This is a genomic window from Legionella anisa (genome assembly GCF_001467525.1).
Classification (GTDB): Bacteria; Pseudomonadota; Gammaproteobacteria; order Legionellales; family Legionellaceae; genus Legionella; species Legionella anisa.
The window spans coordinates 13,275-28,467 of record NZ_LNXS01000022.1 but is presented as its reverse complement, the minus strand read 5'-3'; the positions used below and the strand labels follow the sequence as shown (position 1 = coordinate 28,467).

The following is a 15,193-nucleotide window of genomic DNA, read 5'->3' as shown; positions in this document are numbered from 1 at the left end:
ATAAAAATTAGTCACAGAATTACAGAGTAGTACACTTAAAGAAAAAATTAAACAACAAGGGTCTTGTTATGGCTGAACCCCTTATTCCTATATCAAAAAACCAGGCACTTATATTTACCTGCTTTTTTGTCATGTATGAGTTTTTAACTTATATTGCCAACGACATGATTATGCCCGGCATGATTCATGTTGTTCGTTCTTTTAACGCGCCTGAATCTGCTGTAGCGACCTCTTTGAGTGTTTATATTCTTGGAGGGGCAAGCCTGCAAATCTTCTTAGGTCCTATATCGGATAGTTATGGGCGCAGACCCATGATGCTGCTTGGTGCATTCCTATTCTTTATTTTTACTTTATTTATTGCTAGCTCCAATTCAATGAACCAGTTTTTGATTGCACGCTTTTTTCAAGGGATGGGCTTATGCTTTATTGGCGTAATAGGCTATGCAACAATCCAAGAGATCTTTGAAGAGATGGATGCGATTCGCTTAATATCGATTATGGCAAATGTTGCGATTCTTGCCCCATTATTAGGGCCTCTTATTGGAGCCATAGTTATTCATTATACTTCATGGCGTTACATCTTTGTGACTATTGCGTTCGGGGCTCTTGTTACATTATGGGGATTGTGGCGATACATGCCAGAACCTATAGGACAAATAAAGAAGAATGGTGAGCTAACTCCTAAAACCAAATTCACAGCACATAAAGTATTTAAAAACTATAAAGACCTCTTTACCAATAAAAGGTTTTGTTTTGGTACTTTAGCTGCCGGGACAGTGGGTATTCCATGCATTGCCTGGATTGCTTTAGCCCCGATCATTTTGATTGTTGAGGCGAAACTCTCTGTGATTCAATATGGGCTTTGGCAACTCCCGGTATTTGGAGCAACCATTTTAGGTAATTGGTTCTTACACAAATTAACCTACAAATTCAAAATTGAGCAAATAGTTTTTTTAGGTTGTTTTATCATGATTATTGGGGCAGTTTTAACTTCTTTACTTCCTTTTCTTTATGGGAATGCTTATTATTATTTGCTGCCTGGAACAATTATTTACTTCTTTGCACTGAGTGTGATTAATGCACCTTTAAATAGATACTGCCTTTTTGTAACGCATGTAAGTAAGGGCACCGCCTCCGCATTAGTTAGCCTATGTGTTATGGTTGTTGGTGCACTAGGAACAGAAATAGCTAATTTATTTTATAAGCAGCACAATAACCTTCATTTTGCGCTTTATTGTAATGCAATCCAATTCATATTCCTGATATTTATAGGCTTAACGTTTTTACCTAAAGAACCAGTTGCAGCTGAAAGTGCAGATACGAGTGACAACATTAGCATGTAGTGAGACACTGCATATCTGCCATTCTCTACTCATAAATAATCTAATGGGCGTCATAGATTTTAAAGTATTTTCCCAAAGGTCTTTCCAGATAAACTAATAGAGCACTAGCTTAAAATTATAAAACATTTCATAATGGTTATGGCGTGATAACTCTTTAAGATACAACTTTAAACTGACTTGAATTTTTATTAACCTATTAAGTTATTCGATGTACTCTATTGCCACACATTCATTCTTAAGGACAAGAAATGCTGAAGAAAATACAAATGTTCTCTTTATTCATAGCAACCGCATTTTCCTCTACTGTTTCAGCAGAAACATTCAAAGTTGCGGCCACAAAAGATACGGTAACCCTTGGTCTTTTTACACTGGATAAAACACCTGTAGTTAAAGTTCACTCTGGAGATTCTGTGTCCTTAGAAACTTGGAACAGTTGCTTGCATGAAATGGTCTTTAATAAAACTACACCTGCTGAAATTGCAAAATTCTATACAAAATATGACATTCAAAAAAGACGTGGTATGCATAGCTTAACGGGCCCTGTTTATATTGAAGAAGCAGAGCCTGGGGATGTACTCGAGATTCGCGTGTTAGATATCAAATTAAATGATTTTGGGTATAACTTTTTAAGCCCTACGCAAGGGATTTTATCAGAGTTTACTAAACCAAGAATCATGTACTTCAAATATGATAAAGAAAAGAACACCACAGAATTCGCCAAGGGTATATGTTTACGCCTAAAACCCTTTCCGGGAATTATCGCGGTAGCGCCACCTCGGGATTGGCCTGATGGATGGCCGGTGAATATAGAAAGTCACATGGGCCAACCCGTTCCAGGACAATTCAACTCAGTCCCGCCAGGTCCTTTTGGAGGGAACCTCGATCAACCAAGCTTGCAAGCAGGATCCATTCTTTATCTGCCCGTTTTCCAAAAAGGGGCTTTAGTTTGGACAGGTGATTCACATGCCATGCAGAGTAATGGTGAGATTGATGTCACAGCACTCGAGACCTCCTATGAAGGAATTACCCTGCAATTTATTGTAAGAAAAGATTTAAAAGCCGAAGGGGTATTTGATAAAACCAAACGAAATGGGAATAGTTTATTCACATGGCCTATTGTCGAAAATGCTGATGAATGGATAATAATGGGTTTACATGAAAACCTGTTTGAAGCGATGCAGCTTGCCTCTAAAAACGCAATTAACTTTTTAGTACGCACTCAAGGGTTCTCTCCGCAAGAAAGTTACCAATTTTTAAGCATGGTAGGTGATTTTAAAATTCCCGAAGCAGTCAATGTCATTAAGAACGTAGCTGTTCATATTCCTAAAGAAACGTTCATGCACAATGGGAAGGCGACCACACTTAGCGCTGAAGGCAAGTTCCCTCTCGCAACGCCTAAAATCAATGAAAAGGCAACCTGTGTGCCTCAAGAAGGCAAAATTATTGAATAACCTTGAGGTAAAAAATGAATAAGATCTCAGTTTACTTATACTTATACCTCACGGCTTCAACTTCCTTTGCTACTCAAATTGTGCTTGATAATAAAACAGATTACCCTGCAAAAAATAATCGAGGCAAAATTGCAGTGCAATGGGTAACATCAGCTGAGGCCATTAATGAAAGCAATAAAACCATCATTAATGGTTCAAAATTAGATTTAAGCTCCCTTATGATTCTTTCTCAAAAGGGGAAAATCAAGCTTACTCTACCTAATCATGCCAATTACTTTAGAGTAGTGGTTTGGTCAACTGGCAAAAAGGGGCCTGATTTACTTACAAACTGGGTAGATATTGTTCCTGATAAAACCTATATTGTAAACCAAGACCAACTTGCATCAGCGATACTAATGACTGGTGCAGGCTGCTAGACCGTCAAAAATTTTTATAAGCTTGTGGCAGTGTTCTAGGAGCATATTTAGCCCACAAGCTTATAAAATTGCTTCTTCCAAGCCTGACTATATCCCCTTGTTCCATATGCACTATTTTTGAGCACTCAATACAGCTCAATTCCTGTTGCAATTGTTGATTTAGGTCCTAGAAATTATTGAATCTAGCTTTAGAAAAGTATATGGTAAAAGATGTAAAGAAAAACATGTGCATGTCTATGCTTTTAAAAGAAAAAATATGATCAAATTATTATTTTTTACCTTACTTATTCTTGTAAATAGTATTTATAGTATTGCTAATTCAAAGGGATCACAATCTGTCCCTATAGAATCAACGAAATCAAATCCCAAAGCTATAGCAAGTAATTCGAGCATAAGCTCTAACCCAGCCGCGGTCAATGTAACAACGGGATCGGGCGCCTTTCAACACTATTTAGAGAAAAAGCTGGGTATTCAAAATAATCATGGAATTATGTTTCAAGGTGCTTGGATAGGTGACACGAATAAATTGTTTTCAGGAGGAATCTCAGATGCTGATCGTGTAACATCAAACAGTGTACTTTTATTGGATCTTACTGTAGATATGGAACAGTTTAATGGATGGAATGGAGGGTTATTTAGCGCTCAGTTTCTCCAACAAAATGCTCAGAATACCAATGCGCAAGCAGGTATTATTCAAGGATATAACTCATTACCAGATGTTTATCCTTTTAATCGGTCCGAGCTTTATGCGCTTTGGTATAGACAAGCACTTTTTGATAAAAAGATGTTTCTTCGAATTGGAAAAACGATCACCACCCTTGATTTTAATAATGTAATCAAGCCTGCATCACTTAGTTCTGATGCACCCAATATCCCTGCTGTAACAAGCTTGATTTATACTCCGATTTTCATCAATCCATCAGTTGATGGCGTCATGCCGGGTTATACGAATACCGCATATGGTATTACCGTGACATTGGCTCCGATCACTCAATGGTACCTTTCCTACGGCATATATGATGGCAATTTAGCCAGTGGCAAACAAACTGGCTTGACAGGTCCAACATTCAATGGAAACTATTTTCAGGTTGGTGAAACTGGTGGAGCCTGGGTTTTGGGCAGAAATCATCGACCAGGCACTGCAGGAATAGGTATATGGCATCAAACAGGATTAATTCGCCAACATGATCTTACTGAAAAGGGAGCAACCGGCGCCTATCTATTTGGTTCCCAACGTTTGTGGTATCGCCATCCCGGATATGACATTAGCGGGATTTCTGCGTTTTATCAATTAAGTATCAACAATTCCAGTGTATTACCGATGAAACGATCCGTTGGTGCAGGCTTCACTGTATTTGGCCTTATTGCAAATCGAGAGGGAGACTCACTAGGCACAGGATTTTCTCTCGCTTGGCTCAATCATAGAATTACAAATCGCTCTTCTGAGATAATGTATCAAATTTATTATCAGGCAAAAATAATGAACAATATATATCTTGAACCTGCACTTTCATACATACCTACTCCAGGACAAGATGCCCATTTGCCCCCTGCACTTGCTGGAACATTACGTGCTATTGTATTGGCATAATAAAATTGCTACATGGGAAAATCCTATAATCATTACCCTTCTTGGCGCAAACAAATGCCAGAGGATCAACCGTTTGACAAGCATGACAATAAATGATTAATATAACATTTGAATCGGCAACAAGTGCAAACTCAATGCCAAATACTCCTCAGAAGCTATAAGTCAAAATTTTGATAGTTCAAGCAACTAAAAGTAGTGATTGAAGCTTAATTTATTGTGAAAACCGTTTAATCTTCTAAAAATCACTGATCATCGGAACTGCATTTCGAAGGAAAGATCATGACTGTTGAACTCATACAAATTGGAAAAGAAGATACGAATGATTATGAACAAAGCTTACACGATTTTGGATATACCGACCTAGACAAAAAAGTTAAGGAAGATGTTATTGCAGTCTGGAAATTTTTCTGTAATGAAGAATTGGTATTACGGGGTTTAAAAAAATTTGTAACTGAATATTTTTTATTTAACCAAAAAGAAAAAAGGTCATTACGCCAATTTTTTGATGAATGGGGTAGCAAAAATCATTTTAATGCTCCAAACACTGATAAAATCAGTGAGGAATTTAAAACCAGCCCTGACTTCCAATATCCAAAACACACACCTGTTTTATATGGTGAATTGACAGCCGATCTATTTAAGAATGTTCTATTACAAAATGGTTATTTATCGGCTGATGTGGGTGCAGGTCCAACACATGGCAAATGGGCTCATTCCATTCAATTTTTTCTTTTGGAAGAAGCGCGAAAAGAGGGGATTTTGCAGCTGCATTCACAGTCTGTTTGCCAATTTGTGCAAACAATTTCACAAATTAAAGGCCCTTTTGAAGCATTAAGCTTATGGGATATTCTATTTGACTCTTTTGAGGAACATATTTTTACTTATCCTAATAACATTACCAGAATTTTATCGAGTACATGGGATACCTCAGAAGCAGCTAAATTTTTAGCAGCCAAGCTTAATGCTTTTGAAGAAAAATTTAATCGGATTGCAAAAGATGAACAATGCTATGATGGTTATGCCAAGCAAAAGTATTTAAGTAGATTAAATGAAGCAAGTTATATCTTTTATAAAGAAAAATGTGCTTTATTATGGTTTGCATCAAAAAATAAGGCAGAACCAAGCAATTCAGCCGACTTGAGTATTGGATGTACCACTCTATTGGGATCTTGAAATTGCAGTAAGCTCATCTTTTCTTTAGTTGAAGAGATGAGCCTAAAAATTTGTAATCAATGCTTCTGATGCGCTGGATGCGACTCTTTAAGGATGAAGGTTGCAATAAGTAAACTGGCTAAAAAGCAAATTGGCATTACCACCAAGGCAATCTGGTAGCTTGCAACACTATATACATGCGCCCCATTCACTACATGCCATAAGTTAGTATGCTGTAAGATGTAACCTACCAATGGCTGAAATAGTGCACCACCTAACACAACTGAAAGATTATTAAAACCTGAAGCAGTACCAACAAACTCAGGAGGGTTATTTTCTTTGACTACTGCAAAACTTACTGTTTGCCCACCTGCCCCTAAACCCAATACAAAGAGAATAAAGGGTGCCCATCCATAGGTTAATCCAGGCAAATACAATAGGACCAATGTGGCAAATAAACCTAAAAATGCACTAATAATCAGAGCGATACGTCGACTTTCAATCCTATCACTGAACCATCCTAGGAGAGGACTCCCCACACCTATTCCAATCCAAATCATACTGCACAATCCTGAAGCAGCAACCAAGCTTATTTGAAATTTTTCTTGTAAATATGGAACCCCCCAGAGTGCAGCAAAAACTGCAATTGGAGCCCATATTGTGAACGCATAACTGCCTATTATCCAAGTATAACCATGTTTGCACACTTCAATAAGTCGTTTCCATTCATCACGCAGGTAATGCTCAGGAACTGATTGACTTTTCTGGTGTGGATAATCGCGGATATACAACCAAAAAAATGCTGCTAAAATAAAGCCAATAATCGAAAGGATAAAACTTGCATTCCGCCACCCAACAGCTTGAATTAAAAAGGCAAGAGGCATTTCACCAAAAATGGCACCAACCGAACTCATCAATTGGGCAATTCCTGCCAAAATGGCAAAATAATAAGGGGGAAACCATCGTGATAAAAGAACCAGCACACCTATGAAAGAAAATGCTGAGCCAATTCCAATAAGGAACCTTCCAATACATGCAGTGAATACACTGTCTGTTGAAGCAAAAAAAGCAGAGCCAAGCGCACATAGAATAATTGCAAAAGTCATTAATTTTCGCGGACCATAACGGTCATATAACACACCAGCAGGTATTTGGGTGGGTGCGTAAGCATAAAAATAAAAAGCCGATATTACCCCAAATCCTTGTCCGGTAACTCCAAAAGTCTTCATCATGGATTCAGCCATAACACTAGGTGCTACTTGCAAAATGAATTCATATAAATAAAATGAAGCCGCGAGGAAAAATATAAAATAAGCAGTTACGAGACTTGTGCTCGTTCCTTGATTTGTGTTTTTTGAATAATGTGCGCTCAATTTAAGGTCACTCCGTTTGAAATTCCACATTTAAGCCTATCCATATTTATTTTGTCAATATAATCTTGATACATATAAAGCAAATACAGATTTAATATATATTCAGTACTTTTTTTTCATCCCATTTAAAGATAAAAAAGCCTGATCAGACAACAAAGTAACTACCATAAACTCTGGGTTATATTCGCTTCCCAAAGCGGTATGATTTTCCTTCAAATCATTTTATAACAGGATAGACCGCGCCCAAAATTGCTGGTTGTCGTGCGCCAGTAATAGTACATAAATCTACTGGAATGTGATTTATCGTTTGTTCAGCAAGCCAGGCAAACATCATGGCTTCCAAGTAATCAGGGCTATGGCCCACTTCTGCAATACTTTTTACTCCGGTTTCAGGCAATAACTGAGCCAGCATATATAATAAAGCCAGATTGTGAGTCCCGCCACCACATAAGTACATTGTTTCAACATGATTTTTTTCATTTAATACTGCATCTGCAATTGTTTTAGCAGTAAATGCAAGCAGTGTCTTTTGAATGTCCACAGGTTGATACTTTTCTTTTAAATGGCGCTCTAGCCATAATAAAGAAAAGTATTCTTTGCCTATGCTTTTGGGTGATGTCGAAGTAATGAACGAATCAGACATTAGCGTTTCAAGAAGAGGTTCAATAATTTTCCCTTGCCGCGCCCATGCCCCATCAGCATCATAAGACTTCCCCTGGTGTTTCATTATCCATGCATCCATTAAACAATTTCCAGGGCCTACGTCCCAGCCTTTAATTGGTTCATTTGCATTAATCAATGTAATATTTGCAACACCGCCTATATTTACTACAGCGACATGATTATTCGTATCACCAAATAACTTCTGATGATAAAGAGGCGCAAAAGGTGCTCCTTGCCCACCCAATACGAGATCACGGGTTCGAAAATCAGCAACAACGGTAATGCCTGTTAATGTAGAAATAGTGTGAGGACATCCAAGCTGCAAAGTATATGGAATAGTGCACGTAGTATTATGACATACTGTTTGACCATGACTTCCTATGGAACAAATATCACTGGCTGATAATTTTGCTTTCTGTAATAATTCATTTGCTGCATAAGCAAATTCTCTTCCAATTAATGTGTTGAGCTGACAAATAGATGCCAAACTTAAATCTGTACCGGAAAGCAGCTTCTCCATCCGTCTTTGTACTTCATCACTGTATTTTTTAGTAATTCCATAAAGCAACGTATTTGTTGATACATCAACAAGAGCAGCATCGATACCATCCATACTTGTTCCAGACATCAAGCCAATGTACAAAGTCATTAATTAATCCTCAATTCATTACCAAATTATATTAAAAATAGAGATTGTCACTTGTAGCCTGGGTGCAGCGCAGCGAAACCCAGGATTAATAAATCTATTCTTGTCTGGAAACCCCGGGTTTCGCCGCGCTGCACCCAGGCTACGTTGTACGTGATTACAATCTGAAACAAGTATAAAAGTTATTCGTAGTAATTTCAGCTACTTCATCATAGGACATATTACGAAGCTCGGCTATAGCCTCAGCTACATGCTTTACAAGTGCAGGATGATTTTGTTTGCCACGATAAGGCACTGGAGCTAAATAGGGGGAATCCGTTTCAATAAGTATTCGATTCAAAGGCACCTTACGTGCCACATCTTGAAGTGCGGTTGCATTTTTAAATGTAACAATCCCTGAAAATGAAATATAAAAATTTAAATCCATCGCTTTATGTGCGATGTCCAAACTTTCAGCAAAACAATGCATGACACCGCCAATTTGACCTGCATTTTCTTCTGCCATTAATGCTATTGTATCTTCTGCTGCCTGGCGAGTATGAATAATCAAGGGTTTCGAAGATTTTAAAGCAGCTTTAATATGCTCTCTAAAAAGGTTACGTTGTACTTCCTGAGCTTCTTCGGTATGAGTTCGATAATAATCCAAACCTGTTTCACCTATGGCAATACATGCTGGATTCACTGCTAAATCACATAGCATTTGTGATGTAACAGGATATTCCACTTCCGTATTTGGATGAACACCTACAGAAATGCTGATATCAGAGTATTCTGCTGCAAGCTTTTCCAATTGCGGATAATCCTTTAGTTCGACGCAAACAGATAAAAAATGCTGCACACCATTTGCTTTTGCTTGTGCTAAGACATTAGCTATATCATCATTAAAATCTGCTAAATCGAGAAAATTCAAATGACAGTGCGAATCAACTAACATGGATGTCCTCATTAAATATTTATACGTTCTAAATTGTATCGGTTAATTGCGAGGATTTTAACATGCCTGCCAAATAGGTCTCTATTTTATTACACACGTAGCGACTGTTTTCACCAATAAATTGTACCCCTATTCCAGGTACTTTATTACCCTGAGCCCCCTTAGGTGTAATCCAAACTACTTTCCCATCGACTACATAGATCTCATCCTCATCCATTAATTTAATCAATAAATTAACTGTTGAACCAAACAAATAATTTGTATTAGTACGGATAAATAACCCGCCTCCTTTTATAAAAGGCATATAAGCTGCATATAATGCTGATTCATTAAGAAATGTGCAATTGATCTGGTGAATTGTATCCATCATCGATTTCCTTTATATCCCTTAATTTTCTATATAATCAAAACATTAAAGCATGGGCTTGTTTATGAGAAAGTCTTAGATTTACTGTAGTCCTAGCAATAAATCTTCCAATGCCAAAATTTGATTTACATTCATATTATGGCTTAATTTTCGCCGCAATGTATTTAATTTATCTATTTGAGCGAAAATTATTATGGGATTTAATAAAGACATTAGATGATTCAATTGATGAATAGCTGGACCAACAGCTGCAGACATATTAATTTGCATCATTTGTACTTGCGCATAGACTAAATACAGAAACCAAAGTAACGCACCAAACTCAAATTGATTCCATTGAGCTGCAATCACACTCGGATGTTCCTTTTGTTCCATCACAGCGATTAAACCATCTAAAATAAATTCCGATTGTTTCACAATCATTACTTGTTCAGAGTCCGGTAAGTAGTGTTCAGCCAATTGCAAAAGATTAATAACTGATAAATCTTCGTGTGATGTAAAGCGTATTATTTGACATCTACTTAAAACCGTAGGCAATAAAGTGCTTAGTTGTTGCGCTAAAAGTAAAAATATCGTCTGCGGCGCAGGCTCTTCTAAAATTTTTAGTAATGAGTTTGCAGCAGCAGTATTCATTCGATCAGCCGATTCAATCACAATCAAACGATGCTTGCTCCGCTGAGGGGTCAAATAGGCATAATTTTGTAATTCTCTGATCTGATCGATTTTAATTGGACCACTACTTTTTTCTGGTTTAACCCATTCCACATCAGGGTGCTCATCATGAGCAACCATGTGACAATCAGCACACTCAAAGCAAGGCTTATTTTCCTTTTTTTTGCAGAAAATTAATTGAGTCAATTTCTTAACAAAAGCCATAAAAGCATAATCAAACGAACCAACGAATAGCATAGACTGAGGTATACGATTGCTTGCCCATGCAGATTGCATTTGATTCCATTGCGTTTGATATTCTTTCTTTCCATTCGGTGGTGAAAGATCCTGAAGCTCATTGAACTCACTCATCCCTGGCGCTCTATAAAGTCATTCATTGCTTTTTGAATTGCCTGCTGCACTTCATGTAGCGGTTGCCTCGCATCAATTGTTATCGCATTAGTGCTCATTTCAACATGACGAATATAGCTTTTATGGACACGATGGAAAAAATCAATAGATTGTTGCTCAATCCTATCAAACTCTCCTCTTGATTTGACTCGCTTCATTCCTTCCTCAGGACTAATATCTAAATATATAATCAAATCCGGTTTAAATCCCTTCAATGCAAAAGAAGATAACTGATTTATTATCTCTTGGTCCAAGCCACGCCCATCACCTTGATAGGCCATAGTGGAAAGTTCGAATCGATCTGCAATAACCCAAACTCCTTGACGCAATGCAGGTTTAATAATTTCCTCAAAAAGCTGAATACGCGCCGTATAGAGTAATAATAATTCACTGCGATCATCCAAAATATCACGATAATCTGGATTTTTGATCAAAGCACGCAAAATCTCACCTATTGCGGTGCCACCTGGCTCTCGAGTAGTTAGGGTTTTAATTTGTCTTTCTGTAAGCAGCTCGGTAATAGTGTTTATTGCAGTGGACTTCCCTGCTCCCTCCAATCCTTCAATAACAATTAATTTCCCGCTTAATGATGGCATTAAAAATCCTTGCGTTTGTATTGATTAATTGCTTGTTTTTGCTGTTCATAAGTTTCTGAAAACTGATGTGTTCCATCTCCTTTGGCAACAAAATATAAATAATTGGATAATTGAGGATGTGCTGCTGCATCTAAAGCCTCCTTACCTACCATTGCAATCGGTGTTGGCGGTAATCCTCGATTATGATATGAGTTATAGGGCGAATCGATGAACATATCATTGTGAGATAGTTTTCCAGTATATGTAGCACCTAATCCATAAATGATTGTAGGATCCATCTGTAAAGGCATTTTTTTATTTAAGCGGTTAACCATTACACCTGAAATCAATTTTCGCTCTTGCGAAATAGCTGTTTCCTTTTCAATTATTGAGGCTGCTGTAAGCAATTCATATGGGCTTTTATAAGGCAAGTTAGGTGCTCTGTTAGCCCAACTTATATTTAAATAATTCATTAAATTACGATGAGCATGCTCTAACAAACTTTTACCACTACCCCCACCTGGATATTGATAAGTATCAGCAAGTAATAATCCTTCAGCATTGGGATGATCACCCTTAATCGAATTCCAATCCTCCGAACGATAATTCAAATATGCTGCTTTCATCAAATCTTGAGAAATTTTCAGCTGAGTAGTCCCTGCTATTATTGTAAAATTTTGCGTTAAAACTTCTCCGGCTACGATTCGATGCACTAATTGCATTGGCGTTTCACCTGGATTTATTTGGTATACACCCGCTTTAAGTTGAGAAGACAAACCTGAATAACGAATCATCATTAAAAGCATTGAACTTGAACGTATTAGATTTTTCTCTTTTAAATTTTTTACAAATTGCGATGCCGAAGCAGCTCGGTCAACGGTGATAATAACCGGCGAGCCTTGTTTTGGAATAATAGGTCTAGTGATTTGATTATAGACAATCAAAAAAAAAGAAAGGAACGACATAAAAAACAGTATTACTACAAAAAGCACCAGTTTTTTATGTCTTGGAAACGTCATTTATACACGCTTAAATAATAAGCTACCATTTGTTCCACCAAAACCTAATGAGTTACTCAGAACGTAATTAATAGTTCTTTTTTGAGGTGTATGGGGTACATAGTTCAAATCACATCCTTCATCTGGATTATCCAAATTAATCGTTGGTGGAGCAATTTGATCTCTGATTGCTAAAATACTAAATATTGCTTCTGCAGCACCGGCAGCACCCAATAAGTGTCCAGTCATTGATTTTGTAGAGCTCACAGCCAAATCATAAGCGTGTTGCTTAAATACACGTTTAATCGCTTTTGTTTCATTCAAATCATTAAGATAAGTCGATGTACCATGCGCATTAATATAATCAACCTGTTCGGGATCAATTCCTGCATCATGTATGGCTGCTTCCATTGCACGAGCAGCACCATCAGCGTCATCATCTGGAGCAGTGATATGAAAAGCATCACCAGACATACCGAATCCTACAAGTTCGGCATAAATTTTTGCACCACGAGCTTTAGCATGCTCATATTCCTCTAATACAAGAACACCTGCACCCTCGCCCATAACAAAACCATCTCTATCCTTATCAAAAGGTCTTGATGCCTTTGCAGGCTCATCATTACGCTTAGATAAAGAACGTACAGCAGAAAATCCTGCTAAACATAGCGGTGTTAAGGTCATTTCAGCCCCACCACATACCATGACATCGGCATCGCCATAAGCAATCATTCGTCCAGCAAGACCAATATTGTGTGTTCCTGTAGTGCAGGCAGTAACAACTGCAATATTGGGGCCTTTGAGCTTATGTCTAATTGAAATCTGTCCAGCTACCATATTGATAATACCGGCTGGAATGAAAAACGGAGAAACCTTTCGAGGACCACCCGCCATCAGTTTATCCTGATTATTAGTAATTGTCTGGATGCCACCAATTCCCGCACCCACAGCAACACCAATACGATTTGATAAATTTGCATCAATCTTCAAACCCGAATCAAGTATTGCTTCATCAGCAGCAGCAATACCGTATTGGGTAAATGCATCCATTTTACGTGCATCTTTAAGCGGAACATAGTTCTCAATATTAAAATTCTTAACCTTAGCCCATATTCGTGTGCTGTACTCGTTAGCATCAAACTCATCTGCTAAAACAACGCCACTTACACCAGCTAATATATTTTGCCAAGTTTCTTCTACATTAAGTCCGACAGGAGTCACCATGCCCATGCCAGTAATTACTATACGCCGCTTATTCAATGAAAGCTCCTCGTAAAACATTCTCGTCCATCTCCTACACGCTAAGGGCAGGAGAGAAAGAGATAAAAGAAAACCGTTACGCTTCTTCTTTATTTAAATTAGATTCAATATAATCAATTGCTTCTTGAATCGTGGTAATTTTTTCAGCTTTTTCATCAGGAATTTCTGTTTCAAATTCTTCTTCAAGAGCCATAACCAATTCCACAGTGTCTAAAGAATCAGCACCTAAGTCATCAACAAATGATGCATCATTCTTTAACTCTTCTTCTTTAACACCTAATTGTTCAACAACAATTTTGCGAACACGCTCTTCAACTGTACTCATAACTTGATTTTCCTCTTTCGGTTGATAGAAATTTAAAAAACTCTAGGTTAATTACCATACTACTTCCACTTAACTTTAATTGCTTGAAAAGTAAGCCTCATATTTATTCTTTAAATTTTAACCAATTAACAAACAAGCCAGGCTCCATTTTTAATGGTCTTTTTACAGTCCATGAGCTAATCACTTAAATTTAAAGGCAATTCAAAAAACCAAAACAACCAAAGTTAAATGGAAGTGGTATAGTTTATTCATTTATACAGATAACGCAAGTGCATTTAGTCCATATACATGCCGCCATTGACATGAATTGTTTCACCTGTGATATATTTAGCACTTTCTGATGCTAAAAAAACAACAGCTTCAGCTATATCCCCAGGCTCTCCCAGCTTACGCATAGGAATTCTTTTTAACATTTCATCCTTTACTATATCAGGTAAAGCTGCTGTCATGTCTGTATCAATAAAACCGGGAGCGACAACATTCACAGTAATTCCCCTGCTTCCAACTTCTTGAGCTAAAGACTTACTGAAACCAACAATACCGGCTTTTGCTGCAGTATAATTCACTTGGCCTGAATTTCCGCTTGAACCAACCACTGACCCAATAGAAATAATTCGTCCCCATCGTGCTCTAAACATGGGTTTTATACAAATTTTAGACATTTTGTATATTGAATTCAAATTCGTTTCGATTACCTTATACCATTCTTCATCGTCCATACGCAGCAGTAAATTATCTGATGTTATCCCCGCATTATTTACTAATATTGAAGGAGATTGGTTTTCTTTAGCCAATTCGCTTATCACATTTTCTATTTGCTCTGAGTTTGTAACATCAAGAACTAATCCCTTGCCTGATAATTTTTCTTTTTCAAAATAGGCATTAATTGATTGAGCACCTTGTTCAGTAGTTGCCGTACCAAATACCAAAGCACCTTGCTGTGCTAATTTAAGGGCTATAGCCTGTCCTATTCCTCGGCTTGCCCCTGTGACTAAGGCAATTTTTCCCTCTAGACTCATCATTTATTTTCCTCGATA

Annotated in this window: 15 protein-coding genes; 5 read left to right on the top strand and 10 right to left on the bottom strand. The window is 37.5% G+C overall.

All coding sequences use genetic code 11. The features are described from left to right. The first annotated feature begins 68 nt into the window (after nt 1–68). From Lani_RS07420 to Lani_RS07400, 5 genes are all read left to right on the top strand, one after another. Nucleotides 69–1,343, top strand: a complete 1,275-nt coding sequence (locus Lani_RS07420) for an MFS transporter (protein ID WP_019232174.1) — start codon at nt 69–71, stop codon at nt 1,341–1,343. A 248-nt stretch (nt 1,344–1,591) separates the two neighbouring features. Then, a complete protein-coding gene (locus Lani_RS07415; RefSeq protein ID WP_019232173.1) occupies nt 1,592–2,794 on the top strand; it encodes an acetamidase/formamidase family protein in 1,203 nt (400 codons plus the stop codon). 14 nt (nt 2,795–2,808) lie between these two features. Then, nucleotides 2,809–3,210, top strand: coding sequence for a hypothetical protein (locus tag Lani_RS07410; RefSeq protein WP_019232172.1), 402 nt, complete (start codon nt 2,809–2,811; stop codon nt 3,208–3,210). Between the two features lie 256 nt (nt 3,211–3,466). Further along, entirely contained in the window at nt 3,467–4,801 is a 1,335-nt protein-coding gene (locus Lani_RS07405) for a carbohydrate porin (RefSeq protein WP_040521940.1), read from the top strand. 279 nt (nt 4,802–5,080) lie between these two features. Further along, nucleotides 5,081–5,974, top strand: a complete 894-nt coding sequence (locus Lani_RS07400; protein ID WP_019232170.1) for a LirA/MavJ family T4SS effector — start codon at nt 5,081–5,083, stop codon at nt 5,972–5,974. A gap of 56 nt (nt 5,975–6,030) precedes the next feature. Here the strand turns inward: Lani_RS07400 and Lani_RS07395 are convergent, their stop codons facing one another. From Lani_RS07395 to fabG, 10 genes are all read right to left on the bottom strand, one after another. Next, nucleotides 6,031–7,326, bottom strand: coding sequence for an MFS transporter (locus tag Lani_RS07395; RefSeq protein ID WP_040521939.1), 1,296 nt, complete (start codon nt 7,324–7,326; stop codon nt 6,031–6,033). 217 nt (nt 7,327–7,543) lie between these two features. After that, on the bottom strand, nt 7,544–8,638 hold the full coding sequence (locus Lani_RS07390; protein ID WP_019232168.1) for an anhydro-N-acetylmuramic acid kinase: 1,095 nt from the start codon (nt 8,636–8,638) through the stop codon (nt 7,544–7,546). Between the two features lie 154 nt (nt 8,639–8,792). Then, nucleotides 8,793–9,569 carry a TatD family hydrolase gene (locus tag Lani_RS07385; protein ID WP_019232167.1) on the bottom strand — a complete coding sequence of 259 codons (777 nt, stop codon included), beginning with the start codon at nt 9,567–9,569 and terminating at the stop codon, nt 8,793–8,795. Nucleotides 9,570–9,597: 28 nt separating this feature from the next. Continuing rightward, complete coding sequence (locus Lani_RS07380; protein WP_019232166.1) at nt 9,598–9,936, bottom strand: PilZ domain-containing protein; 339 nt, start codon at nt 9,934–9,936, stop codon at nt 9,598–9,600. An 81-nt stretch (nt 9,937–10,017) separates the two neighbouring features. Next, nucleotides 10,018–10,959 (bottom strand): DNA polymerase III subunit delta' C-terminal domain-containing protein, encoded by a 942-nt coding sequence (locus Lani_RS07375; protein WP_058388493.1) that lies wholly within the window; start codon nt 10,957–10,959, stop codon nt 10,018–10,020. Next, on the bottom strand, nt 10,956–11,594 hold the full coding sequence (tmk, locus tag Lani_RS07370) for a dTMP kinase (protein ID WP_019232164.1): 639 nt from the start codon (nt 11,592–11,594) through the stop codon (nt 10,956–10,958). The genes Lani_RS07375 and tmk overlap by 4 nt, the downstream gene beginning before the upstream one ends. After that, the gene (mltG, locus tag Lani_RS07365) at nt 11,594–12,592 is read right to left on the bottom strand and encodes an endolytic transglycosylase MltG (RefSeq protein ID WP_019232163.1); all 999 of its coding nucleotides are present in this window, start codon (nt 12,590–12,592) and stop codon (nt 11,594–11,596) included. Before mltG ends, tmk begins: the two co-directional genes overlap by 1 nt. Beyond that, complete coding sequence (gene fabF / locus Lani_RS07360) at nt 12,593–13,831, bottom strand: beta-ketoacyl-ACP synthase II (RefSeq protein WP_040521937.1); 1,239 nt, start codon at nt 13,829–13,831, stop codon at nt 12,593–12,595. Between the two features lie 76 nt (nt 13,832–13,907). Then, nucleotides 13,908–14,156 carry an acyl carrier protein gene (gene acpP / locus Lani_RS07355; protein WP_003631752.1) on the bottom strand — a complete coding sequence of 83 codons (249 nt, stop codon included), beginning with the start codon at nt 14,154–14,156 and terminating at the stop codon, nt 13,908–13,910. Nucleotides 14,157–14,431: 275 nt separating this feature from the next. Beyond that, the gene (fabG, locus tag Lani_RS07350; protein WP_019232161.1) at nt 14,432–15,178 is read right to left on the bottom strand and encodes a 3-oxoacyl-ACP reductase FabG; all 747 of its coding nucleotides are present in this window, start codon (nt 15,176–15,178) and stop codon (nt 14,432–14,434) included. Nucleotides 15,179–15,193: the final 15 nt, after the last annotated feature.

What these genes read in the sequence shown, in the direction of transcription:
- Lani_RS07390 (WP_019232168.1), bottom strand. Translation starts at nt 8,638, where the DNA reads ATGACTTTGTACATTGGCTTGATGTCTGGAACAAGTATGGATGGTATC.
- fabG (WP_019232161.1), bottom strand. Translation starts at nt 15,178, where the DNA reads ATGATGAGTCTAGAGGGAAAAATTGCCTTAGTCACAGGGGCAAGCCGA.
- mltG (WP_019232163.1), bottom strand. Translation starts at nt 12,592, where the DNA reads ATGACGTTTCCAAGACATAAAAAACTGGTGCTTTTTGTAGTAATACTG.
- Lani_RS07400 (WP_019232170.1), top strand. Translation starts at nt 5,081, where the DNA reads ATGACTGTTGAACTCATACAAATTGGAAAAGAAGATACGAATGATTAT.
- Lani_RS07415 (WP_019232173.1), top strand. Translation starts at nt 1,592, where the DNA reads ATGCTGAAGAAAATACAAATGTTCTCTTTATTCATAGCAACCGCATTT.
- Lani_RS07420 (WP_019232174.1), top strand. Translation starts at nt 69, where the DNA reads ATGGCTGAACCCCTTATTCCTATATCAAAAAACCAGGCACTTATATTT.
- Lani_RS07385 (WP_019232167.1), bottom strand. Translation starts at nt 9,569, where the DNA reads ATGTTAGTTGATTCGCACTGTCATTTGAATTTTCTCGATTTAGCAGAT.
- tmk (WP_019232164.1), bottom strand. Translation starts at nt 11,594, where the DNA reads ATGCCATCATTAAGCGGGAAATTAATTGTTATTGAAGGATTGGAGGGA.
- Lani_RS07380 (WP_019232166.1), bottom strand. Translation starts at nt 9,936, where the DNA reads ATGGATACAATTCACCAGATCAATTGCACATTTCTTAATGAATCAGCA.
- Lani_RS07410 (WP_019232172.1), top strand. Translation starts at nt 2,809, where the DNA reads ATGAATAAGATCTCAGTTTACTTATACTTATACCTCACGGCTTCAACT.
- Lani_RS07375 (WP_058388493.1), bottom strand. Translation starts at nt 10,959, where the DNA reads ATGAGTGAGTTCAATGAGCTTCAGGATCTTTCACCACCGAATGGAAAG.
- Lani_RS07405 (WP_040521940.1), top strand. Translation starts at nt 3,467, where the DNA reads ATGATCAAATTATTATTTTTTACCTTACTTATTCTTGTAAATAGTATT.
- acpP (WP_003631752.1), bottom strand. Translation starts at nt 14,156, where the DNA reads ATGAGTACAGTTGAAGAGCGTGTTCGCAAAATTGTTGTTGAACAATTA.